The organism is Pedobacter sp. N23S346 (assembly GCF_048515415.1).
Lineage (GTDB): Bacteria > Bacteroidota > Bacteroidia > Sphingobacteriales > Sphingobacteriaceae > Pedobacter.
Genome location: NZ_JBLYEE010000012.1, coordinates 82,148 through 107,198, shown reverse-complemented (window position 1 = coordinate 107,198; position 25,051 = coordinate 82,148). Strand labels below are relative to the sequence as shown.

20 protein-coding genes are annotated in these 25,051 nt (G+C 37.4%); 15 read left to right on the top strand and 5 right to left on the bottom strand.

From position 1 onward, the window contains the following. Window positions 1-67: 67 nt before the first annotated feature. Entirely contained in the window at window positions 68-235 is a 168-nt protein-coding gene (locus ACN1CD_RS19095; protein WP_419132018.1) for a hypothetical protein, read from the top strand. 7 nt (window positions 236-242) lie between these two features. Then, window positions 243-929, top strand: a complete 687-nt coding sequence (locus ACN1CD_RS19090) for a hypothetical protein (protein WP_419132017.1) — start codon at window positions 243-245, stop codon at window positions 927-929. A 17-nt stretch (window positions 930-946) separates the two neighbouring features. Here ACN1CD_RS19090 and ACN1CD_RS19085 read toward each other — a convergent pair whose 3' ends face one another. Both ACN1CD_RS19085 and mce read right to left on the bottom strand, forming a co-directional pair. Next, window positions 947-1,222 carry a hypothetical protein gene (locus ACN1CD_RS19085; protein WP_419132016.1) on the bottom strand — a complete coding sequence of 92 codons (276 nt, stop codon included), beginning with the start codon at window positions 1,220-1,222 and terminating at the stop codon, window positions 947-949. A 124-nt stretch (window positions 1,223-1,346) separates the two neighbouring features. Continuing rightward, window positions 1,347-1,754, bottom strand: a complete 408-nt coding sequence (gene mce / locus ACN1CD_RS19080) for a methylmalonyl-CoA epimerase (RefSeq protein WP_419132015.1) — start codon at window positions 1,752-1,754, stop codon at window positions 1,347-1,349. Between the two features lie 118 nt (window positions 1,755-1,872). On the opposite strand from mce, the gene ACN1CD_RS19075 reads away from it, so the two are divergent. The 6 genes from ACN1CD_RS19075 (at window position 1,873) to ACN1CD_RS19050 (ending at window position 7,567) form a co-directional block, all read left to right on the top strand. Continuing rightward, window positions 1,873-3,084 carry an IscS subfamily cysteine desulfurase gene (locus tag ACN1CD_RS19075; protein WP_419132014.1) on the top strand — a complete coding sequence of 404 codons (1,212 nt, stop codon included), beginning with the start codon at window positions 1,873-1,875 and terminating at the stop codon, window positions 3,082-3,084. Between the two features lie 122 nt (window positions 3,085-3,206). Continuing rightward, on the top strand, window positions 3,207-3,620 hold the full coding sequence (iscU, locus tag ACN1CD_RS19070) for a Fe-S cluster assembly scaffold IscU (RefSeq protein WP_010602054.1): 414 nt from the start codon (window positions 3,207-3,209) through the stop codon (window positions 3,618-3,620). A 90-nt stretch (window positions 3,621-3,710) separates the two neighbouring features. Then, on the top strand, window positions 3,711-4,037 hold the full coding sequence (locus ACN1CD_RS19065) for a HesB/IscA family protein (protein WP_088300521.1): 327 nt from the start codon (window positions 3,711-3,713) through the stop codon (window positions 4,035-4,037). Window positions 4,038-4,221: 184 nt separating this feature from the next. Further along, window positions 4,222-6,138, top strand: a complete 1,917-nt coding sequence (locus ACN1CD_RS19060) for an AMP-dependent synthetase/ligase (protein ID WP_419132013.1) — start codon at window positions 4,222-4,224, stop codon at window positions 6,136-6,138. 231 nt (window positions 6,139-6,369) lie between these two features. After that, window positions 6,370-7,104: a DUF6597 domain-containing transcriptional factor gene (locus ACN1CD_RS19055; protein WP_419132012.1), complete on the top strand. Its 735-nt coding sequence runs from the start codon at window positions 6,370-6,372 to the stop codon at window positions 7,102-7,104. 70 nt (window positions 7,105-7,174) lie between these two features. Next, complete coding sequence (locus tag ACN1CD_RS19050) at window positions 7,175-7,567, top strand: VOC family protein (RefSeq protein WP_419132011.1); 393 nt, start codon at window positions 7,175-7,177, stop codon at window positions 7,565-7,567. Between the two features lie 210 nt (window positions 7,568-7,777). Here ACN1CD_RS19050 and ACN1CD_RS19045 read toward each other — a convergent pair whose 3' ends face one another. From ACN1CD_RS19045 to ACN1CD_RS19035, 3 genes are all read right to left on the bottom strand, one after another. Further along, window positions 7,778-9,193 carry a glycoside hydrolase family 28 protein gene (locus tag ACN1CD_RS19045; RefSeq protein WP_419132010.1) on the bottom strand — a complete coding sequence of 472 codons (1,416 nt, stop codon included), beginning with the start codon at window positions 9,191-9,193 and terminating at the stop codon, window positions 7,778-7,780. A 52-nt stretch (window positions 9,194-9,245) separates the two neighbouring features. After that, window positions 9,246-10,874 carry a sodium/sugar symporter gene (locus tag ACN1CD_RS19040; RefSeq protein ID WP_419132009.1) on the bottom strand — a complete coding sequence of 543 codons (1,629 nt, stop codon included), beginning with the start codon at window positions 10,872-10,874 and terminating at the stop codon, window positions 9,246-9,248. Window positions 10,875-10,999: 125 nt separating this feature from the next. Further along, window positions 11,000-12,007: a LacI family DNA-binding transcriptional regulator gene (locus ACN1CD_RS19035; RefSeq protein WP_419132008.1), complete on the bottom strand. Its 1,008-nt coding sequence runs from the start codon at window positions 12,005-12,007 to the stop codon at window positions 11,000-11,002. 366 nt (window positions 12,008-12,373) lie between these two features. On the opposite strand from ACN1CD_RS19035, the gene ACN1CD_RS19030 reads away from it, so the two are divergent. The 7 genes from ACN1CD_RS19030 to ACN1CD_RS19000 all read left to right on the top strand — a co-directional run bounded on the left by ACN1CD_RS19030 (window position 12,374) and on the right by ACN1CD_RS19000 (window position 24,980). Further along, a complete protein-coding gene (locus ACN1CD_RS19030) occupies window positions 12,374-13,261 on the top strand; it encodes an inositol oxygenase family protein (protein ID WP_419132007.1) in 888 nt (295 codons plus the stop codon). A 53-nt stretch (window positions 13,262-13,314) separates the two neighbouring features. Next, entirely contained in the window at window positions 13,315-16,344 is a 3,030-nt protein-coding gene (locus ACN1CD_RS19025) for a SusC/RagA family TonB-linked outer membrane protein (RefSeq protein WP_419132006.1), read from the top strand. Between the two features lie 10 nt (window positions 16,345-16,354). Beyond that, window positions 16,355-17,950: a RagB/SusD family nutrient uptake outer membrane protein gene (locus ACN1CD_RS19020; RefSeq protein ID WP_419132005.1), complete on the top strand. Its 1,596-nt coding sequence runs from the start codon at window positions 16,355-16,357 to the stop codon at window positions 17,948-17,950. Window positions 17,951-18,047: 97 nt separating this feature from the next. Beyond that, window positions 18,048-19,028 carry a purple acid phosphatase family protein gene (locus tag ACN1CD_RS19015; protein ID WP_419132004.1) on the top strand — a complete coding sequence of 327 codons (981 nt, stop codon included), beginning with the start codon at window positions 18,048-18,050 and terminating at the stop codon, window positions 19,026-19,028. 47 nt (window positions 19,029-19,075) lie between these two features. Continuing rightward, window positions 19,076-20,302: an acyltransferase family protein gene (locus ACN1CD_RS19010; RefSeq protein ID WP_419132003.1), complete on the top strand. Its 1,227-nt coding sequence runs from the start codon at window positions 19,076-19,078 to the stop codon at window positions 20,300-20,302. Between the two features lie 43 nt (window positions 20,303-20,345). Next, window positions 20,346-22,580, top strand: a complete 2,235-nt coding sequence (locus ACN1CD_RS19005) for an alpha-N-acetylglucosaminidase (RefSeq protein WP_419132002.1) — start codon at window positions 20,346-20,348, stop codon at window positions 22,578-22,580. Window positions 22,581-22,673: 93 nt separating this feature from the next. After that, a complete protein-coding gene (locus ACN1CD_RS19000; protein ID WP_419132001.1) occupies window positions 22,674-24,980 on the top strand; it encodes a GH92 family glycosyl hydrolase in 2,307 nt (768 codons plus the stop codon). The last annotated feature ends 71 nt before the right edge of the window (window positions 24,981-25,051 follow it).

The following is a 25,051-nucleotide window of genomic DNA, read 5'->3' as shown; positions in this document are numbered from 1 at the left end:
AAATTTAAACTTTTTTGAATTTAATATTGTTTATCAGATATTTAAAAAATATCACTAAATTTGGGTTATGAGAAAAGACGGCGCATTTGATGGTATTATCCATGCGAGCAGCAACGGAAAGCTTTATATTAAAAGTCCAGATTTTTTTGCACAGCCAAGAATAAGAGAAATGGTTGGCGCATTAATGGAATCGAGTATTTTTAAAAAAATCGAAAAAGACAAGAACAAGAAATAGCCTATAGATGCCATTTAACTTGCTTTTATTTCCTCTTGTGGGTGGCTATTATATACTGATCAGGTTCAGATATCTCCGATATGTTCAATATCGACTCGAAAACCAACGTGTATTATTAAACTCTGCCTTCGCTGGCATCATGCTTTTGGGTGTCTGCTTTTTGTTAAGAGCATTATTAATCGCTATTTTTCCAGAAACCGTTGCTTATCTAAGCGGATTACTTCCCATTCGCACTCCTTATTTTGGCACCACAAGCCTTTCATTATTTGTAGCGGTTGCTGCAACAGAGTTTGCCAATCTATTTATTAACCGACTCAAAGCAATAAAAAGAGCTATATCTACCTCTGGAAATGAATTTGAACTTTTACTTAGTTCCTCTTTCTTTGACGCCCATCTTCTACAGTTTACCATGGATAGCGGAAAGTTCTACATTGGCTGGGTGAAGGAATTGCCGAAACCATTTACCACCAGTTACATCCGCATTACGCCTGCTTTCAGTGGTTATCGAAATAATGATAAGGAACTGGTTTTTACTACGCAGTATTTAACCGTCTACGCCAGTTATATTGAAGATGGCTCTGTTGCCAACACTAATGAACTGAAAACTGATCTTGTGCTTAAGGCCGATAAGATTAACTCCATTTCATTTTTTGATATGGATATGTACAATCGATTTAATCCGGTACAGGAGTAAATTTACAACTGATCATTCTACCGACTGTATTTTTTCCAGGTTTCTACTTTTGCCATCTGGCGAGCAATATAGGCATCGGCGATAACCTCCGCAGAACTCAACCCCTCTACCGTTTCCAGCAGTTTTTTTAATTCGTATTGATCTACATCTGTCTTGTACAAAATCTGAATCAGCTTAGGAAAATCATTATCAATCAGATAGGCAAAGGCATCAATCATGGCATCGCGAAGCCGATTTTCAGAAAGATCTTCTCTGATATCGAAATCTTTGCTGATGATTTTTATCAAGGACATATTTTTTTCTTAAATTTTAGTTTATCGTTTTTCGTCCGTCGTTTTTCGTTTTTTGGTTCGCTTAGCGTTGTTCCCTGCTCTTTGCTCCTTAATCTTTATTCTTTATTCCTTAATCTTTATTCTCTTAAATCCATTTAATTTCCTGACAAAGTTCGATTAAAACACCGTTGGTACTTTTGGGATGAACAAAACAAACCATCTTATTATCTGCTCCTTTTTTAGGCACGTCGTTGAGGAGTTCAAAACCATTGGCCTTTAATCTTTCCATTTCTTCAAGAATATTATCTACAGCAAAGGCGACATGATGAATCCCCTCTCCATTTTTCTCCAAAAATTTTGCAATTGCACTATCTTCATCTGTTGCTTCCAACAATTCTATTTTATTCTCTCCGGTTTTAAAAAATGCTGTATTTACATGTTCTGAAGCGATTATTTCAGTTTTATAGCAAGAAGTATTTAGCAGAAGTTCGTAAAGTGGAACAGACTTAGAAAGGTTATTTACAGCTATTCCGATATGTTCTATCTTATTCATCGTTTAAAAAGGTTGGTTGAATGTAAAAATGCAGATTTTCTCTATATCCTCATAGTTATTCTTTATAATTCTTAGGAAACTTTTTTCGTATCTTTGTATTATAATTAACAGAATAGAGATGAAACAGCCGATATATTTAGATAATAACGCAACAACACCTTTAGATCCAAGAGTGTTGGAAGCGATGCTACCCTACTTTACTGAGAAATTTGGAAATGCCGCAAGCCGTAATCACGCTTTTGGATGGGTGGCTGAAGAGGGAGTGGATTATGCTCGTGAGCAGGTAGCCAAATTAATCGGCTGTACAGAAAAAGAAGTTATTTTTACATCGGGCGCAACTGAAGCTGATAATTTAGCTATTAAAGGTGTGTTCGAAATGTATAAGGAAAAAGGTAACCACATCATTACTGCGGTTACTGAGCATAAAGCCGTATTGGATACTTGTAAACACCTGGAAAAACATGGTGCAAGGGTAACTTATTTAGGTGTTAAAGAAGATGGTTTAATTGATTTAGCTCAATTAGAAGCAGCAATGACTCCAGAAACCATTTTGGTTTCTATCATGTATGGCAATAATGAAATTGGTGTAATTCAACCGGTTAAAGAAATTTCTGCTATTGCACACAAGTTCGGCGCTTTATTCATGACAGATGCCACACAGGCAGTAGGTAAAATTCCTGTTGATGTAAATGCAGATGGAATTGATTTAATGGCTTTCTCTGCACATAAAATGTATGGTCCGAAAGGAGTAGGTGCACTTTACGTTCGCAGAAAAAACCCAAGAGTTAAAGTTACTTCACAAATGGATGGCGGCGGCCATGAGCGTGGTATGCGTTCAGGTACCTTAAACGTTCCGGGTATTGTTGGTTTAGGTAAAGCTTGCGAACTTTGTCGTTTGGAAATGGAAAGCGAAGCTATCCGTTTATCAGGCTTACGTGATCGTTTAGAGTCTACTTTAAACAAAATGGAAGAAAGTTATGTTAATGGTAATACACAATACCGTTTACCTCACGTAGCTAATATTTCTTTTAAATATGTAGAGGGTGAAGGTTTAATGATGGCGATGAGTGATTTAGCGGTATCTTCAGGTTCTGCCTGTACATCAGCTTCATTAGAGCCATCATATGTATTGAAAAGTTTAGGTTTATCTGATGATTTAGCACACTCTTCTATCCGCTACGGTTTAGGACGTTTTACTACTGAAGAAGATATTGACCACGCAATTGCAATTACTGAAAAAGCGGTCAACCACTTGAGAGAACTTTCTCCACTATGGGAAATGTTTAAAGAAGGAATCGATTTGAGTAAGATTGAATGGGCGGAACATTAGACTAATTTACGATTGCGGATTGACTAATTACGATTTCAAATCTCAATCCAATAAAAATTAAAAATTTAATAATTTACGATAGAGGGGAAATCTAAAATCGTAAATCAAAAATCAAAAATATCATGGCATATTCAGAAAAAGTAATTGACCATTACAATAACCCACGTAACGTAGGTACATTAAATAAAGACAGTAAATTTGTTGGAACAGGATTAGTTGGTGCACCTGAGTGCGGCGATGTAATGCGTTTGCAAATCGAAGTAAGTGAAGACAACGTAATTACTGATGCTAAATTCAAAACATTTGGTTGCGGTTCGGCAATTGCTTCTTCTTCTTTAGCTACAGAATGGTTAAAAGGAAAAACAATTGATGAGGCTTTATCTATCGACAATATGGATATCGTTGAAGAATTGGCTTTACCTCCAGTTAAAATTCACTGCTCAGTACTTGCAGAAGATGCAATTAAATCTGCCATTAACGATTACCGCGTTAAAAATGGTTTAGAGGCAATTGTTTTAGAAAAATCACACCATTAATAGTATCAAGACAATAGTATCAAGTATCAAGACTATAATTTTTAATCTTGATACCTGATACTCAAATCTTGATACTCAAATCTTAATACCATGATCACAATAACCGATAAAGCAAAAGACAAAATTGATCACCTCATGCAGGATTCTGAAATGGGTTCTGATTATTTTTTACGTGTTTCTGTAAAAGGCGGTGGATGTTCTGGATTATCGTATAATTTAGATTTTGATAACGAAGAACAAAAAGGCGATCAGTTTTTTGAAGATAGAGGAATCAAAATCGCATTGGATATGAAATCATTCCTTTATCTGGCCGGAACTGAATTAGATTTTACCGATGGCTTGAATGGAAAAGGTTTTAACTTTGTAAATCCAAATGCCAGCCGCACTTGTGGTTGTGGCGAAAGTTTCTCCGTGTAGTTAAATCAACTCATATTAAAAAGGTTCCATAAATTATGGAACCTTTTTTGCGTTTAAATTCATTTATCAAAAATGTTTTAATAGTCTAAGCACATTCAAACGCACTTAAAATCTGAGTCAATTTGCATTTTTAAATCAAAAAGCATTATTATTGTTAATTATAACGAACACCAAATAACGAGCAATGCCATTAATTAATGAATTTTCGACAGTCCCTACCCTGTTGAGAAATGTTGTAAAAAACATTCATAAACCTAAGGATACTTTTTTAATCCATAAACAGGGAACCGAATGGGTTGAAATTTCATATGAGGATACTCTTAAAAGAGCAGATGCAGTATCTGCATACTTTCTAGAAAAGGGCATAAAAAAAGGTGATTGCTTAGGTTTAATGATTGAAAATTCGCCAGAGTATGTATATTACGACCAGGGCATTCAGCAAATAGGTGTAATTAATGTTTCTATCTATCCAACGCTTTCCGAACAGGAAGTAGCTTATATTATTAATGATTCGGGAATAAAAGGCATTCTGGTAGGGAATAATTTTTTATATAAAAAGGTGTTGAAGGTTGCTGCGAACTGCAAGAATTTAAAATACATCATTCCTGCGTTTAATGATTATGAAAAAGTGATCATTCCGGCTGATGTAAATGTCGAAGTCATTGCTTTTTCTGATATTCTGGCACTTAAACATCAGGTTACCGCAGCAGAAAAAGCGGAGATTGAACAATGCAGAAATTTAGTTGAACCAAATGACATTTCTTCGTTAATATATACTTCAGGCACTACCGGAACCCCAAAAGGTGTAATGCTCACTCATTACAACTTTGTTAAAAATGTAGAGGTTTGTTTGCAACAGATTCCGGTGATTGATAAAACCGAGACTTTCCTTTCATTCCTGCCATTATCTCATGTATTTGAGCGTACTGCAACTTATCATGTATGTTGCGCACAAGGCTGTAAAATTGCTTTCGCTCAAAGTTTAGAATTATTGGCTAAAAACATGGGTGAGGTTCGTCCAACAGTAATGAGCTGCGTACCCAGATTGCTGGAGCGAATTCATGATAAAGCCATTAAATCAGGAACAGCTGCTGGTGGTACGAAAGCAAAGATATTTACCTGGGCATTGGAGACAGGAAAAAATTACAGGGTGATTAAAGAGGCTGGGAAAAACCCGGGTTTAATCCTTTCCGGGAAAAAAGCCATAGCAGAGAAATTAGTATTCAGTAAAATAAAAGAGAAAACCGGCGGTCGCTTAAAGTTTATGATTTCTGGTGGTGCTGCCCTGCCTAAAAATGTAGGTGAGTTTTTTGGAGATTTAGGCATCAAAATTCTGGAAGGTTTCGGTTTAACGGAGACCTCTCCCGTAATGTCGGTTACCGAATATCACCGACAAGTTTATGGTACAGTAGGGCGTGTAATTCCGGGTATTGAGGTTGGTATTCAGGATGTGGAAACAAAAAAGATCCTGAATATTCAAACACACGATACTTTCGATGAAGATTTTGAATGCGAAGAAGGTGAAGTAATTGTTCGTGGCCATTGTGTAATGAAAGGTTATTTCAACAAACCTGCCGAAACTGCTGAAGCTATTGATAAAGAAATGTGGTTTCATACTGGCGATATTGGCCGTTTCTATAAAGGTAATCTCCAAATTACCGATCGTTTAAAAAATATGATTGTTAATGCTTATGGAAAAAATGTTTACCCAACTCCTGTAGAAAATATTTATCTAAAAAGTCCGAAAATTGATCAGCTATTTTTAATTGGGGATAAACGCGAATTCATCACCGCGATTATCATTCCAAACAGGGAAACACTTGAAGAAACATTTAAACTTAAACCTGAGTTTTTTGAACAGCCAGAGGTTTTTATTAGCGAAAAAGAAATCATCGACTGGATGGAGCTGGACATTAAAAAGATCTCCAATGAGTTGGCAAAGTTCGAACGAATTAAGAACTTCAAAATTAAACGCAATCCATTTAATATAGATGAAGGCGAAATTACTCCAACCATGAAAGTTAAACGCCGCGTGGTAGAGAAAAAATATACGGATGCTATAAACGAAATGTACGAAGAAGGTATTGAGGTTGAATCATAATAAATTTATAAGCACTCATGCAGAATATAATAAATTCGGCAATACTATAATTTAGCCTTATGAATGTTAAGCCAGCTAAAGATTAAAAATGATTATAACCAAGCGTTAGAAAGCACAAATGTTTTTCATTTTAAAAGCCGAGCTATTGGAATTTTTATTCGAGGACTAAAATAATCTTTCCAACTCACATACCCCATTCTAGTATATTAAACTTTATAATATTTTATCTCATTGGCCTATTTAGAAATACAGCCTCATCCCGCTTTGCAATCCTATATCGATGCCTATTGGATTTCTGAAATTACTAGCGATGTACTTAATAAAACCAAAATACTACCCGATGGCTGTGTAGACATTATCTTTAACATTGAGGATGACTACCGGACCGAAGCAGGTACTGTATTAATGAAAAGCGAAGCCATTTACCTTATTGGTACAATGATGTGCTTTAAAGAATATCAAACGATTGGTAAAGCCAAACTATTAGGGGTTCGGTTTAAACCCGGAGCATTTTCTTATTTTTTTAAACTTTCTTCATTACACGAATTTACAGATCAAAGCATTGAGCTTAAAAATATTGAGCTCCCTGTAATTCATCATATTGACGAATATACATCAGCTTATCTTGATCACTTTTTTATTCATAAATTATCTCAGCCTAAATATTCGATTATCCCCATAATTAAGGATATACAGCAACAAAATGGCCAATTAAGAGTAAGTGATCTTGCGAAGAAACACTTTACCACATCGAGGCAATTAGAAAGACATTTTAAAAATTCGGTTGGTGTAAGTCCAAAAGACTTTATCGGCCTTGTACGCTATCAGTTTGCCAGCGCAAAAATCAAAAACAATACTTCAGGCAAATGTTTAGCCGAACTCGCATTCGAATCTGGTTACTATGATCATGCCCACTTTACAAAAGAAATCAAAAAATTTACCGGATCGGTTCCTTCACAGCTATAGATTTTGTCGCGTTTTTACAAAGTCAAGACTTGGTATACGCAGTATATTTGATGAAATATAAATCAAAATCATGGTGAAATTTAGCTATACAATACTCTACGTTAAAAATGTATCCGAATCAATTGAATTTTATGAAAAGGCATTTGGTTTTGAAAGAAAATTTATTACCCCAGAAAATAATTATGGAGAAATAACAAGTGGTGATACCACTATTTCATTCGCGGATATACAACTTGCCAGCTCAAACCTATCAAATGGCTTTAAAGTAAGTGTAAAAGGCGAAAAACCTTTTGGTATAGAACTGGGATTCACAACAGAAAATGTAGAACTAGTTTTTAACCATGCAGTGAAAATGGGTGCCACTCCCTTAGAAAAAATAAAAGTAAAACCTTGGGGGCAGGAAGTAGCTTATGTTCAGGATATTAATGGGTTTCTAATTGAAATCTGTTCTCCTATGTCTTAATAAGTAGTCTCATTAAATAATATGTAAGAAGCTGCTTGTTAAAAGTTTAAAATAAGGAGGGGTGAACCACTACCCCTACACTATTAATCAACTAATTAACCTAACAATCTGATCAAAAATAGAGATCATAATTGGTTAACTGAAGCTTAAGCCTTTATTCTAAATAGTGCTAATTACCAGATAATTGTATAGGAAAGATTTATATCTTATTTATTCATGAGTGGCATTTTCCTGAAAATTCATAACGCTAATCTTCTTTACATTTTTCTGTTCTAAAGCCTTTCCGGCATAAGCAGGTTTATTTGGACCCCAAATTACTTCGCTGTTATTAAGACTGATGTTACCTGTATTTTCAAAATAAAAACCTGCAATGGCACTTTTTACAAGGCCTTCTACATTGCTTGGTCTGCGATCATAAATTCCACCCGGTTGTTTAGTGGTTTTGTTCAATTTAACGCTTACCTGATCGAAATGAATATTAGAAATTTTATCCTGACTTTCGCCACTGATATACACACCACTTTCACCTGTACAACGAATATTACTAAAATAAATATCGCTCACTGCACCTACATTTCCTTTAGTTTGTCCTTTAGGTAAACGCCAGCCAGCATCCTTATTATTAGCAGTTGCCCTAGGGTAAGCCGTAATGTAAATGGGTTCTGATTTCCCCCACCATACATCCGAAAATAGTTTAGCTTCTATTAAAAGATTAGAAAAAATAACATCGCTCACCGTTCCTTCATCTCTATTCTGGATTCCGATACCGCGATTACTGTTAACAATATTACAGTTATTGATTAATACCTTACTGATCCGATCCATATTTTCAGAACCAATTTTAATGGCGCAAGAACTGGAAGTCATGGTACAATTGCTGATCACAATATTTTCGCAAGCACCGTATTCTTCAAACTCACGGCGATTTTTAAGACAAATACAATCATCACCTGATTCGATATAACAATTGGTTATTCTCACATTTTTACTGTGATCCAGGTCTATTCCATCACTGTTTCTGATTTTTATACTATTCAGCAGGGTGATATTGGATATTGAAACATCATTACAGCCAATCAGGTGAACTGTCCAGTAGGCAGAATTCTGAAAAGTTACACCATCAATGTTTAGCTTCTTACAGCCAATAAGCGTTAATAGATGTGGCCTTGGATCTACGACATTAAAGGGCTTTAGCACATATGAATCACCCAGTTCCTCGCCCATAAAAGAAATTCCGTTTCCATCCAAAATCCCGGTTCCGGTGATACTTACCTGTTCCAGTTTTTCGCCACCAATCCAGATGGTTCCTTCACCTTTATTTTCCCTGAACGCACTTTTGGTGTATAATTTTTCATCCGGACTGGCTAGAATTTTTGCGCCTCCTTCAATTCTCAGTTCAACAAAAGACTTTAAATCAAACGGACCAGACATAAACACATGGCCAGCTGGCACCAACACTTGTCCACCGCCCGCAGCAGAACAGGCATCAATGGCTTTTTGAATGGCATTTGCATCATTGGTTTTCCCATCGCCAATGGCACCATAATTTTGAATGTTAAACTTTTGTTGGGCAATTGCATGAAAAGAAAACAGCAGCGAAAAAACAATGAGGATCTTAAATTTCATTTTATAAAGTTGGTTCATTTTTAATGGTTAAATATAATCTTCAAACTACATCCTACCAAAATACAGTGTAAAGTGCGGCCAAAATACCGCAGATGATTACTGCAGCAACGGTAAATGCAGGTGTTACCTTAAACATGCTGCGATCGATTTCGAGACCTTGTGGATTATTTTTGCTTTTGGGATCAGTCAGTGTTATCAAAATCATTAGGATAATAATGATCACAAATACCCACGACATTCTATTTAGGAAAGGAATGGCGGCGATCCATCCGCCAGATATTACTGGTAAAAACTTAAACAGCATAGAAAGTGGAATGGTAAGCAGTGCCGCTGAAAGTGCAGCCCTTGATGTAGTTCTTTTCCAAAAAAAGCCGAGCAGGAAAATGGCAAATACGCCAGGAGAAATGAAACCCACATACTCCTGAATAAACTGGTAAACCTGATCGAAGCTTCGCAAGGCTGGCGCGACTACGATTGCAATTAAGGAAGCGACCACCACAGACCATCGTCCAACAGCAACTAATCTTCTTTCTGATGCTTCTGGTTTGATAAACTTTTTATAAATATCAAGAGTGAAGATAGTGGCTATGCTATTGGATTTTCCTGCGAGGGAGGCTACAATGGCTGCTGTTAAGGCGGCAAAAGCCATGCCTTTGATCCCAACCGGAAGTAAATTCATCAACACCGGGTAAGCATGATCTGGTTTAACCACACCGCTGACATCAAGCATTTCTTGCTGAAAATATCCACGTTGATACAGTACAAAAGCGGCGATACCTGGAATCACTACAATCACCGGAATTAAGAGTTTTAAAAATGCGGCAAAAATTAATCCGCTTCTGCCAGTTTTTAAATCAGCACCCAATGCCCGTTGTACAATATACTGGTTACAGCCCCAATAGTTTAAGTTATTAATCCAGAGTCCACCCACTAACACGGCAATGCCTGGCAATTCATTGTAGAACTTATCCCCTTTTGAAAAAATCATATGAAAGTGATCTGATGCTTCTGATCGCAATAGTGGAAGCGCTCCCAGCACCGTTTGTGTATCTAGTTTTTCGGAGACCAGTTTCAGCGCCATATAACAGGTAATTAATCCACCCACTACTAGTACAATTACCTGAATAACATCTGTATAGCCGATCACTTTCATTCCTCCTAAAGTGATGATTGCCGAAAAGATGGCTAGAAATATGATACAGGTGCTAAATGGAATTCCGGTGATGGTTTCGATGGCAATGGCACCGAGAAAAAAGATAGAGGTCAAATTAACAAATACATAAACCAAAAGCCAGAAAACAGCCATTAAGGTACTTACGGTATTATTATATCGCTGAGAAAGAAATTGTGGCATGGTGTAAATTTTATTCTTCAGGTAAATCGGAAGAAAAAATATAGCAACGATAATTAATGTTGCTGCAGCCATCCATTCATAACTTGCAATTGCGAGTCCCATGGCAAAACCCGAACCAGACATCCCAATAAAATGTTCTGCAGAGATGTTGGAAGCAATAATCGAAGCGCCGATTGCCCACCAGGTTAAGGAGCCTTCTGCAAGGAAATAATCTTTAGTATCGGTTTGTTTTTTCTTCTTGCTTCTATAAACCCAATAGCCATAAGCAGATACGATTATAAAATATATAAAGAAAACGGCACAATCTAGTGCAGAGAGATGATTCATATCAGGTTGTATATACTTGGTTTTTCTAAAAATCAGAAAAAAAATGAACCTTCGCTGCTTTCTACTTTTATTTAATTACGTAAACGTTTTCGGTACGTAATAAATTAGATTTATTCAAAATGCATTTAGCAACCTGTAGATTCTCGTTTGATCAGTGTAGACTTCATGATGATATCATGGTCATCACCCTGGCCTTTTTTATTTAACATTTTAAACAAACAGGTAGCGGCTTCACGGCCAATCTCGAGGGCGGGCTGGGTAATTGTAGTTAAAGATGGGTTAAGCAAGTGGGCTGTAGCCTGATTGGAAAAACTAATGATTTTAATATCACCCGGAATCTGAAAATTGAGTGCCCTACAAGCAGTATAGCTGGGAATAACAAATTCTTCTATCGACGAAAAAAGTGCATCTGGTTGATGCTGAATAAGTAACTGTCTGATTTGTTCCAGATTTTTTTCTTCATCCTCGCAATATTTAATCACCAACTCATCATTCATCGTTAGTCCGTTCGCCTCCATGGCATCTTTAAAGCCAGCAAACCTTGCCTTACCTGCTGGAAGATTTTCTAGACCATAGAGATAAGCTATTTTTTTACAGCCACACTCTATTAAATGAATGGTGGCTTCAAATGAAATATTATAATCATCTGTGGCTACGTTATAGGCATCAAGGTCTTTGTAAACCCGGTCAAAAAACACCAGTGGTATTTTCTTTACTAAGTTTTTGTAATAATCGCCATTGTATTCACTGCTCGATACTGAAGTTAGAATTCCATCTACCCTGCCGTTTAGAAGACTATTGGTGAACGACATTTCCATTTCAATATCTTCATGGGTTTGATAGATAAGCACATGGTGACCGTATTTACGGGCAATTTCTTCTATTCCTTTAATGGCAAGCGAAAAGAAATTATTGGCCACGAAAGGAATAATTACCGCAATGGTTTTGGTTTTATTGCTTCTTAAATTACTCGCAGCAGGATTTGGTGTATAGTTGAGTGCTTTTGCCAGATCCCAGACCCTGTTTTTTGTTTTCAGGCTGATTTCATAGCTATCATTTAGTGCCTTAGAAACTGTTGCAATAGAAATATTGAGTTCTTGCGCCAATCGCTTAATATTAACTTCTCCAGACATCCCTATATGTTGCTTGTGTTTTGTTGTTTATACTACGAAACCAGATCGGTTGATCCATTTGGTTATCATAAGGAGTATTAAAATTGTTGGTTCTAAAATCCTCGTTACGAAAATATAAAATAATCATGATATAATATGAACCAGAACATATTGAATGATCCATTCACAAAAACACTGTTAATGAACCATTTAACCACCCGATTATTTCTTTTATCAAAACATTACTCATTCTTAAAATGGATTAAAATTGAATTTTACGTAATCGTTTACGTAAATAAAAAATGCAAAACATAAAATTTTAGGCTTTCAAAAACTCAACTTTATGAAACCAATAAGACATTTTTCAACCAAATTATTTCTAATCTTATGAGAAACGAAAACATAGTTTCACAGGACGATCAAAATCCTTTGAAAAATCTTGATCAATGGGAAGAGGATTTATTAGTCCGTTACCCTGATCCAACCAGTATAAATGCTGATAAAAAAGAAGACCAGTTCAGGAACTATGAAGAGACTGAAAAAGATGGTGTAAAAGAATTTTATCGCCTGAATCATACCTATCAGACTTACGATTTTGTTCAGCAGAAAAAAGCACAATATTTAAAATTCGATAAGGAAGAAATGCCCATTTGGAGTGCATTTGATTTCCTGAACAAACTTGTTGATGATTCAGACCCGGATACGGATTTAGACCAAATGCAACACTTGCTTCAAACCTCAGAAGCCATTCGCAACGATGGCCACCCGGATTGGATGGTATTAGTTGGATTAATCCATGACATGGGGAAAGTGCTTTGCTTGTATGGCGAGCCACAATGGGCAGTTGTAGGAGATACCTTCCCTGTTGGATGTGCCTATTCTGATAAAATAGTCTATCCCGAATTTTTCAGTGCAAATCCAGATTTTAATAACCCACTTTATCAGACAAAGCTTGGCGTATACACACAAAACTGTGGTTTAGATGCTGTGGATATGTCTTGGGGCCATGATGAATATGTATATCACATGATGAAGCCTTACCTGCCTGAATCTGGATTATATATGTTACGCTATCACTCATTTTATTCACAACATAGAGAAAATGCCTACGACCATTTGATGAGCGAAAAAGACCATGAAATGTTTAAATGGGTAAGATTATTTAATCCTTATGATTTATACTCTAAAAACCCTAATCAAAAAAGTTGGGAAGAATTGCAGCCTTATTACCAGGCATTAGTGGCAAAATACCTTCCACCTACCATCAAATTTTAATTTTAATAACTACATAACCAAACAAACCATTATGAACTTAACTCTACAGACTTATGGGATTTAACTTTACTAATTTTAAGTCTAGCTTCATTGTATTAATGCTTCTGATTCTCGGCCAATCTTTCAACACAGCCTATGCCCAAACGGAGCGAAAAATATCAGGTAATTTACTGGATAATACCAACCAACCTATAATTGGCGCTTCTGTTGCCGTTAAAGGCACTACCAAGGTTACTTCTACGGGTAGTGGCGGATCATTTAATATTTCTGCAAAAACAGGCGATAAAATTGTTTTCAGCTTTTTGGGCTATGAAACAAAAGAACTTACAGTGGGTGCAACATCTACTTATCAGGTAATCATCGCCGAGGCCAGCTCATCACTTACAGATGTTGTAGTGGTAGGTTATGGTAAAAGCACCAGGAAAGCATTAACCAGTTCTATTTCAACCGTAAAAGGTGATGACTTGAATAAAGGTGCAATCAGTGATGTCGGACAGATGTTACAGGGTAAAGTTCCAGGATTAAACATCACCAGAAGTGGTGATCCGAATCGCTCTGCAGCCATTATCATGCGTGGTGCTTCTACACTTCGTGAGGGTGCACAATCGCCATTATTTGTGATTGATGGTGTTGTTGGAGCTGACATTTCCATTCTTGCACCAGATGATATCGCTTCAATAGATGTATTGAAAGATGCCGCTGCTGCTGCAATTTATGGTAACAGAGCGGCCAACGGCGTAATTATGGTTACAACCAAAAAAGGAACAGCCGGACAAACACAATTATCTTATAATGGATATTTTGGTGTAGAAAATGTTTCCAATCAATATGAAATGATGGATGCTGATCAATTGAAAGCCTTCTTAGCCAGAAGCGGATCTTCGCTTACTCCGGCAAATGACAGGGGGGCCAATACCAACTGGCAAAACGAAGTACAACGTAGCAATGCGATCTCTCAAAACCACAATATCTCTTTTAGCGGAGGTACTGAGAAGACCACATACAATGCCAGTTTAAATTATTTCAAACAACAAGGAATTATCAAAACAAGTGATTTAGATCGTTTTATCGGTCGTGTTGGTGTAGAACAAAAAGCCATTAACGACAAATTAAAATTGGGTTTTAGTTTAAGCAATTCTGTAAGTAATTCGAATTTGGTGCCTTACCGCAATACGATTCTTTCGCAGATGTTAACTTATTTACCAACTGCACCAGTTAAAAATGCAGATGGGTCATATTTCGACAATTTGCTTCAATCCAATTATTATAATCCGGTTTCGATGCTTGAAAACGCACAGGAAAATTCAAAATATAAAAATCTGTTAGCCAGTTTTACAGTAAATTTAAAGTTGCCTTTTGGATTTTCTTACGATATAGCAGCGTCTTATCAAAACAATCAAACGGTTTATGGCGCCTTCTATAATAATATTTATACTTCCAGGTATAATAACGTTCGGAATACACCAGATCCACCAGCTAACCCAACAATAGTTTCTTTGATTGGACAAAATGGTGTGGCAGTAAGAAACGCCTATCAAAACACCAATAAGATTATCGAAACCTACTTAACCTGGGATCGTAAATTTGGAGACCACTCTATTAATGCGGTGGTAGGATACTCTTACCAGAGTTCAGTTAATGGTGATGGTGTACAAGCATCGGCCACTAACTTCCCGATAAATCAGGTAGGATACTATAACCTTAGTTTAGGAAATCCATATGCAGTGAGAGATTTCCGGGTGGATTACGGAGGCAATACGTATCAAGACATTTTAATGATTTCTGATTTTGCAAGGGTAAATTATAACTACAAAAATAAATATGTTATCCAGGGTTCGATTAGAAAAGACGGCTCATCGGTATTTGGAAAAAATGAACAATGGGGTTACTTCCCTTCTGTAGGTGGTGCCTGGAATATCGATCAGGAAAACTTCATGAAAAATCAAACTTTATTAACTTCGTTAAAGTTAAGAGCAAGTTATGGTGTAGCGGGTAATTCTTTAGGCTTTAACCCATTGAGTACGAAATTAATCTATGGCAATGTAGGCCAGTTCTATTATAACGGTGTTAACGAATCTGCACTGGGGGCCATTCAAAATGAAAATCTCGATTTGCGTTGGGAAAAAACAGCTACTACCAACTTAGGAACAGATTTTAGCTTATTTAAAGGTAGATTGACAGGATCATTTGATTGGTACAACAAAAAAACCAGCGATTTGATTTTCACCTATGATGTAGACCCTAACGTTTATCCAGCTGGGCAATTAACAGCTAACGTGGGTAAAATGACCAACAAAGGGTTAGAATTTGTATTAAATGCGACTCCAGTTGCCGGGAAAGATTTTTTCTGGACAACAGGTATAAACCTTGCCAGAAACGTAAATAAAATTGTTAGCTTATCAGATAGCAGATTAGCTTTAGCTAAAGTGTATACCGTACAACCTGATGGTGGTGGCCAAACTGGTGCTACCGTACAACTTTTAGAACCAGGCTTACCTATCGGAACGTTCTACACGTTTAAATATGCGGGTAAGAATGCTGCTGGTGTATCACAATACTATGATGCTGCCGGAAATTTAACAACCACACCATCAAACAGAACAGATTATTATGCAGTTGGCAATGCGCAACCAAAAGCGTTAATCGGCTGGACCAATAATTTCAGTTACCGTAATTTCGATTTAAGTATTTTTATGAGAGCCGTATTGGGTAATAAGATTATGAACATCACCCGAGCAGATCTTTTCCGCCCGAATACCGCACAATTTACCAATATACCCGTTGAAGTGGCTGATGAATCTCCTGCCGATTTTAACTCTTACCGATATTCATCTCGTTTTGTTGAAAATGGAAGTTACCTGCGCCTGGACAATGCAACTTTAGGTTATACCTTTAAAAAAGGCATTCCAGGTGTTAAATCTCTACGCTTGTATACAACTGCAAACAACTTATTTGTAATCACTGGTTACAAAGGTATTGATCCGGAGATTAACCAGGGTGGTATTGCGCCAGGGGTTGATACCAATAACTTTTATCCAAAAACCAGAACCTTTCTATTCGGTTTAAACGTATCATTTAATTAATCATAAGTAGATGAAAAATCTTATCAATATAGCAGCAGGAACCTTACTGGCTATGGCAACTTTTTCTTCCTGCCAAAAAGTAGACCTGGATGTAAAAACACAACTTACGCCAGAAACATTTCCGCAAACAGATCAACATTACATTCAACTCACAGGACAAGTATATGCCCAATTAAGGGGAATCAGTGTAGAATATTTCTTTCTGCAGAGCTTAAGTACAGATGAGGCCATTATGCCTGCGAGAGGAGGCAACTGGTACGATGGCGGTCGTTACGAGCAACACTCCAAACACACCTGGGATAAAGACAATGCGCACATTGGTGGTGTTTGGAATTTTTTATCAACCACTATTAGTAAAGCAAATCAAAGTCTATTTCTAATTAAGGATGCTCCAGAAACTGCTGCTAAAAAAACAGCAACAGCTGAAATGCGCACCATGCGTGCATTAGCACTTTACATGATGATGGATTTATGGGGAAATGTACCTATTGTAACTCAATTTGGAGATATTACGCCTCCTGATACGAAACCCAGAGCAGAAGTATTTGCTTTTATTGAGAAAGAAGTTAAGGAATCTATACCTGATTTGAGTGCTGTAGTTGGAGTTTCTACTTATGGCAGACCAACCAAATATTCGGCCTATGCACTTTTGGCAAAAATGTTTATCAACGCAGAGGTTTACATCGGTACCAATCGCTATAATGATGCTGTTGCGATGTGTGATGCAATCATCTCTGGTACAGGAACACCTTTTAGTTTAGAATCAGATTATCGTAAAATGTTTTTCATTGATAATGGTCCTCAAACGAAAGAATTCATTTTTGCTATTCCTTATGATGCTTCATTTAGTAGCGGTTATATGTTCTACGCCCGGTATTCATTACCTCGTTCATTACAGGCAAAATACAGCTTGAAACATACGCCGAGTGCACCTATGAGTACACTACCAGAATATTATGCCAACTTTAATGATCCTAACGATAAGCGTAACGCACAATGGATTACCGGACCTCAGTTTAAATTTGATGGCACACCGGTTACCGTAACCACAACTAAAAAAGGTTATGATCAGTTTTACACCGGATCAGATGGTGCAGCATCTTTAACCTATCAGGTAAACATTACCCCTAATGTTACTTTGCGAGATGCTTCAAGACCATTCGACGCGGGAAATGATGAAATTGCATGGAACATGGGTTATCGCAATAATAAATTTTACTGTGATAGTACTTCATCAAATAGAAATCAGAACAATGACTTACCTGTTTTCAGATATTCAGATATTTTATTAATGAAAGCTGAAGCTATCCTTCGTGGTGCAACCCCAACTTTAGGACAAACAGCCTTATCATTGGTTAATCAATTGCGTGCTGTTCGTACCACTTCTCCAGCATGGACTTCAGTTACCTTAGAAGACCTTTATAAAGAACGTTGCCGGGAAATGGCATGGGAAACCTGGCACAGAAATGATATGATCCGCTTTGGTAAATTTGAGGACAAATGGGGCTTTAAAACAGATGCGCAAACTTTCCACCGTTTGTTCCCCATCCCCGCTACGGCATCTTTACTTAATCCAAAGTTGAAGCAAAATCCAGGTTATAATTAATATCGATTCCTATAAAAAAGAAATTTCTTCACAATTATTTGGAGAAATTTCTTTTTCATTAAAGCTTATCCCAGAAAAATTACTCAAATTCATCTCTATGATTAAACGATTACTATTTTTATTTCCACTCCTTACTGCCGGTTCTTTATATGCACAAGTATTAACAAAAGCACCATCAGAAAATTCAACGGTCTCTAAAACGCTCACAAAAGAACCCACTGCTTTAAACTTTATTGCCATGGGCGACTGGGGCCGAAATGGTGCTGATCATCAGAAACAAGTGGCTAAACAGATGGGGCTTACGGCTACTGAAGTAAAGGCACAGTTTATCATTTCAACAGGCGATAATTTCTACCCTAGTGGTGTAATTAGTCCACAAGATCCCTCCTTTAAATATTCATACGAAGATATTTATACTGATTTTTCTCTTCAATGGGATTGGTATGTAGTTTTAGGTAATCACGATTACAAATCCAATCCGGATGCACAGGTAGCATACTCCAAAATCAGCAGAAGGTGGAAAATGCCAGCGCGTTATTTCGCAAAGAAATTCCCTATCAATGGCGACCTTAATAATCAAGTCCTGATTGCTTTTATTGATACGAATCCTTTAATTCCTGAATTTTATAAGAATGCGGAATATGGCCCTAATGTTAAAGGGCAGGATACAACTGCACAAAAGCGCTGGTTGGTTAAAACGCTGGATGATAAAGATCCGTCTGTTAAATGGAAAATAGTGGTTGGTCATCATCCCATGTATACAGGCGGAAGCAGAACAGATGGTTATGATACAAAAGCCATAAGAAGTTCATTGAAACCAATTTTAGACCGTTATGACGTAGATGTTTACCTCACCGGCCATGAGCATAGTTTGCAATACCTTAAACCAGAAGGTAAAACCCATCATTTTATTTCTGGAGCAGCTTCAGAAAAAACACCTGTGAAACTCATTCCTGATGCACAAATGGTGGCTTCAGAATATGGTTTCATGCTATTTTCAGTAAGCAATAACCAATTACGTGTACAAGTACTTAATGATGAAGGATATATCATCTATAGCACATTGATTAAAAAATAGCCTTTATTATCAAATGCCACATCAGCTTAGTTTTGCAAGGCACTAAAATGAACACGGAAGAAAACCAAAAAAACATACCCCCCGCCGTTAAAAGCAAACGACTTATCTCACTTGATGCGTTAAGGGGTTTTGATATGTTCTGGATTGTGAGTGGCGAAGGAATTTTTCATGGATTGGCTAGTGGAATCAAAGAAAAGCACGGCCTGATTCAAAATCCTATTGACTGGAGAATTGCTACGAATGAGCATCTTTCGATTTTTGAGCGGATATTGGTTGGCATCAGCAATCAGTTGCATCATTCACCCTGGAATGGCTTTACTTTTTACGATTTAATCTTTCCACTTTTCATCTTCATTTCCGGAGTCTCAATGCCTTTTTCCTATCAGAAGCACTTCGACAATAAAAAGAATGGTATTGACACTTCAAAAGCCATTTACTTTGCTTTAACAAAAAGGACTTTGATTCTGATCTTACTGGGCATTATCGTCAACGGCCTCTTTCAATGGAACGGCTACGAACACACTCGTTTTGCAAGCGTACTCTCCAGAATCGGACTATCGACATTTTTTGCAGCCTTAATTTATTTAAATTTTTCATTGCCAAAACAAATGATCTGGTTCTTTGCTATTCTAATCGGCTATTATTTGTTAATGATCACCGTACCTGTGCCGAACTTTGGTGCAGGAAGTTTAACACCGGAAGGCAATCTTTCTGCTTATATCGACCGATTATTTTTACCGGGGAAACTACACCGAATAATATATGATCCCGAAGGATTGCTCAGTACCATTCCGGCAATCTGTTCGGTCATGATGGGCATTTTCGTTGGTACCTTCATCAAGTCAGCTTCTCCCCTTTTTAATCCACAGAAAAAAGTGTCAATGCTATTAATTGCAGGTATAGTAAGTTTATTGATCGGTTTTCTTTGGGGTCTGTTTTTCCCGATTAACAAAACCATGTGGACCAGTTCCTTTGTATTTTTTGCAGGAGGCTGGAGCATCATCATCTTCGCCATTTTCTATTATATCATTGATGTAAAATCCATTAAAAAATGGAGTGTTCCATTCGTTTGGATGGGTACCAACTCTATTTTGATTTATGTTTGTGCACACGGTCTTTTCAATTTTGAATCCACCGCACAATTTCTATTCGGAGGAATCATCAATTTTATTCCAATGATCTGGCAACAAGCGGCCTTATGGACAGGTATTTTAATTGTGCAGTTGTTTCTGCTCAGGTTTTTCTACGATAAAAAGTGGTTCTTAAAAATTTAATGCAAACCGTCCATCTGACAACAAAAAACAAAATTATAAACAGATGAAATTTAAAATAATATTATCTACCACATTCCTCCTCTTAATTTCCAGCAAAATCTGGTCACAGGATTACCTTGCATCTTCCAATCAACTTATTGAAAGAGTGCTGCCGAAACAACATAATGCTTTCCTTACTGAAAGTATCGCTGCTAAAAATGGTATGGATGTTTTCGAAATTGAAAGCAGGAACAATAAAATTATTTTAAGAGGCAGCAGCGGAGTCTCACTGGCATCGGCTTTTTATCATTACCTCACTGAATATGCACATTGCCAGATCACCTGGAACGGTACAAACCTCAATACGCCAAAAATACTTCCGAAGGTAGTGCAAAAGGTGAGAAAGGAAACGCCTTACGAATACCGGTATTATCTGAACTATTGTACTTTTAATTACAGCATGAGTTGGTGGGATTGGGAAAGATGGGAAAAAGAGATTGACTGGATGGCACTTCACGGGATTAATATGCCACTGGCCATTACTGGTGAAGAATATACCTGGTATCTGCTGTATAAAGAAATGGGCTTTTCTGATGAGGAACTGAAGGGCTTTTTCACTGGTCCAGCTTATTTCTCCTGGTTCTGGATGGGTAACATTGATGGTTGGGGCGGTCCGCTACCAGTAACCTGGATGAAAAGTCACTTTGAACTGCAAAGGAAAATTTTAACCAGGCAACGCGCTTTAGGCATGAAACCAGTATTGCCTGCTTTTACAGGGCACGTACCAGCAGCTTTTAAAAGTAAATTCCCTAATGCAAAGTTAAAGGCAACCAACTGGACTAACGGCTTTGCCGATACTTACATTCTGGATGCTGAAGACCCTATGTTTGCCATGATTGGGAAAAAATTCCTTCAAAAACAAACAGAAATTTTAGGTACAGATCACCTCTACTCTGCAGATACCTTTAATGAAAATGAGCCCCCGTCTGCTGAGCCGGAATTTTTGACTAAGCTAAGCGCCAGAATTTATGATGGCATGTCTGCAGCAGATCCGAAAGCCATTTGGGTAATGCAGGGCTGGCTTTTCTATAGTGACCGGAAATTCTGGAAAGAACCTCAAACAGAAGCATTGCTAAAAGCTGTACCGGATGACAAAATGATCTTGCTCGATCTAGCAACCGAAATTGAACCGGTTTGGAAGCGTACTGAAGGTTTTTATGGGAAACCATGGATATGGAACATGCTCCATAATTTTGGAGGCAACACCAATTTATTCGGTCGGATGGATGTAGTAGCGACTGCCCCTGCCGCTGCTTTGAAAGATCCAAAAAGTGGGAAAATGAGCGGAATTGGTCTTACTATGGAAGGTATAGAGCAAAATCCGGTGTTGTATGAATTAATGATGGAAAACACCTGGCAATCTACTCCTATTGATTTAAATACCTGGCTTCCAAAATTTGTTTTTAATAGATATGGAAGCAAAAATGCCAATGCGTTAAAAGCCTGGGAAATTTTAAGGAAAACTGTATACACCGTTCCTGAAAATAAATACATCAGGGATGGTGCCGAATCGATTATTCAGGCCAGACCAACTTTAGATTCCCTCACCCGCTGGGCCAAGACAACACTCAACTATGAAGCAAAAGATCTTCTGCCTGCGTGGGATGCCTTAATAAAAGCTGCACCAATTTGTAAGCAAAGCGATGGTTTTCAATATGATATAGTTGATATTACCAGACAAGTTATGGCTAACTATGCCCTTTCTATTCAGCGAAATGTAGTTACCGCTTATCAAAAAGAGGATCAGAAAAATTTCAAAGTAGAAAGTCAAAAATTCATTCAGCTTATTAGTGACATGGATAAACTACTGGCTACAAGAAAAGATTTTCTGCTTGGCCCTTGGGTAAGTGATGCCAGAAAATGGGGTACGAACGCAGAAGAAAAGGCATTATATGAGTTTAATGCAAAAGACTTGATTACCCTTTGGGGTGATAAGAAAAGTCCGCTGAATGAATATGCATGCAGGCAATGGAGTGGTTTGTTAAACGATTTCTATAAACCCAGATGGGAATTGTTTTTTAATCGTGCTGAATCTGCGATCAACCAAAAAACAACTTTAGATATTAATAAATTCAACGAAGAAGTAAGTGAATGGGAATGGAAGTGGGTGAATCAAAGAAAAGATTATACGGTTAATCCAATAGGAAACCCAGTTAACACATCAGTTGAAATGTATGCTAAATACCGGACGATCATCGGTAAAGCACATTTATTGAAAATACCACATAAAGCATTATAAAACAACATCTTCAACCTACTGGGTTAAATTACATTTTGATCAAAAAAGAATTATGAAAATACTTTCGTAGTTTACAAGCAAATTGAACCAAATATGCCTATTCCAGCACAAAGCAAAAGCAGAAGCTATCAACATAAAAACAAATTCAGGTGGGGAATGATTTGTTCATTTCTGTTTTTACAATTTATTACGTTACAAAACCTGGCATTCGGTCAGCAGGCTTCTTTCGTAAAATATGTTCAACCTTTTTCCGGTACTTCGGCCAGCACAACCATGTCCAGTCAACATATCGAAGATAAAACGGAGCGATTGGCAAATACCATTCCTGCTGTGGCACCACCATTTGCCATGACCCAGTGGACACCGCAAACCCAACTTAGCGAAACGAAGTGCCTGGCACCCTACTATTATAACAATAAAAAAATCTACGGATTCAGGGCTACCCATTGGATTAGCGGATCTTGTACACAAGACTACGGAAGCTTCACCATCATGCCAATTTCGGGCAAACTAAAAACCAAATGGGCAGAAATCGCTGATGATTATCGCCATGATGAGGAAATTGCAAGTCCTGATTATTACAAGGTTAATTTGCCAAATTATCAACTCCAAACAGAAATTACGGCAACGTTACGAAGCGGGATTATGAGGGTTACCGCTTTGAAAGCAGATAGCGTTTATATATTAATCAGTCCGAACAGCGATCAAGATAAAGGCTTCATCAAAATTGACGAGGAGAAAGGAGAAATTTCTGGTTACAATCCGGTTCATCGCATTTATCAAGGTTGGGGGCAAGCGGCAGGTTTCAGTGGTTACTTTTTCATCCGGATTCAAAAAGCATTTAAAATAAGTGGCTCTTTTACCGAAGGAACAATTACAAACCAATCCTCCATTACCAATAAAAAAGATATTGGCGTGTTTGCAGGATTTAAACTGGAAAAAGGCGAGCAATTAATTATTACTTCTGGCACTTCTTTTACCAGTGTCGCAGCAGCAAAACTTAACCTGGAAAAAGAAATCAATACAGTTGATTTCGATGTAATCCGAGCTAAGACGAAAGCTGTTTGGGAAGAATCGCTATCACAGATTAATATTGCAGACCATGATGAAAGGAAGAAAAAAATATTCTATACTGCGATGTACCATGCGCAGCAACATCCGAGGCTCTTTAATGATGTAGATGGCAGTTATCCTCAATTCGCAGGAAATTATCAAACCAAAAAGATATCCAAGGGAAACTATTATGATGATTTTTCGATGTGGGATATTTATCGTGCACAGCTGCCTTTGGTTGAATTATTGCAACCAAATCTGGCCAACTCATTTGCCAATTCTTTGATTATTAAAGGTACACAAGGTGGATGGCTACCCATTTTCCCATGCTGGAACAGTTACACGGCGGCCATGATCGGCGACCACAGTACTGCTTTTCTGGCCTCGGCATATAATAAAGGTATTCGGGATTATGATATTAATGAAGCCTACAGGCTGATGAGGCAGAATGCCTTTGAAATGCCAGATTCTGCTGATTATTTAAATGGTAAAGGCAGACGCGGGATTAATAGTTATTTGAAATATGGCTATATCCCAATGGAAGATAGCATTCCAAACGCCTTTCATAAAAAAGAACAAGTGAGCAGAACTTTAGAATATGCTTATGATGATTATGCACTTGCTACAATAGCAAAAGATTTAGGTAAGAAAAATGACTATAATACACTATCTAAAAGGGCGTTAAATTATAAAAACGTATTCGATGCAGCAGTTGGTATGGTGAGGGGAAAATATATTAATGGGAACTGGTATAGCCCCTATCTTCCCGATCACCGCGAACCGTACATTACCGAAGGAACGCCAAGACAATACACTTTTTACGTGCCACATGATATGCCGGGATTGATTTCGCTGATGGGCGGAAGAAAGAGTCTGGAAAATGAACTTGATTCGATCTTTAGCAAAAAAGAATACTGGCATGGGAATGAACCCGGGCATCAGATCCCGTTTTTATACAATTTTACCGCTGCGCCCTGGAAAACCCAAAAACAAGTTGCGCAAATTTTAGCTGAAGAGTACGATGAAGGTGCAGGAGGCTTGAGTGGTAATGATGATGCAGGGCAAATGTCGGCATGGTATGTTTTTGCATCACTCGGTTTTTATCCGGTAGACCCCGTTTCCGGGATTTATCAAATTACGAGTCCGTCATTTAACCAGACTACAATTTCTCTTAAAAAAGGCTTTAAACTGAATATTAAAACGATCAGACCAACCAAAAACTCCATCTATATTTCAAAGATTATTTTAAATGGAAAAATATTAACCAAAAATCAAATCACACATCATCAACTGGCAAGTGGAGGAAATTTGACTTTCTATCTTCAGGAAAAGCCAGTTTTGAAATAAAAATACGTTTTGCAGATTACTTAAGCCTATTCTGTATTTTTTTAAGCCATGACAAATATTATGAAGTGATG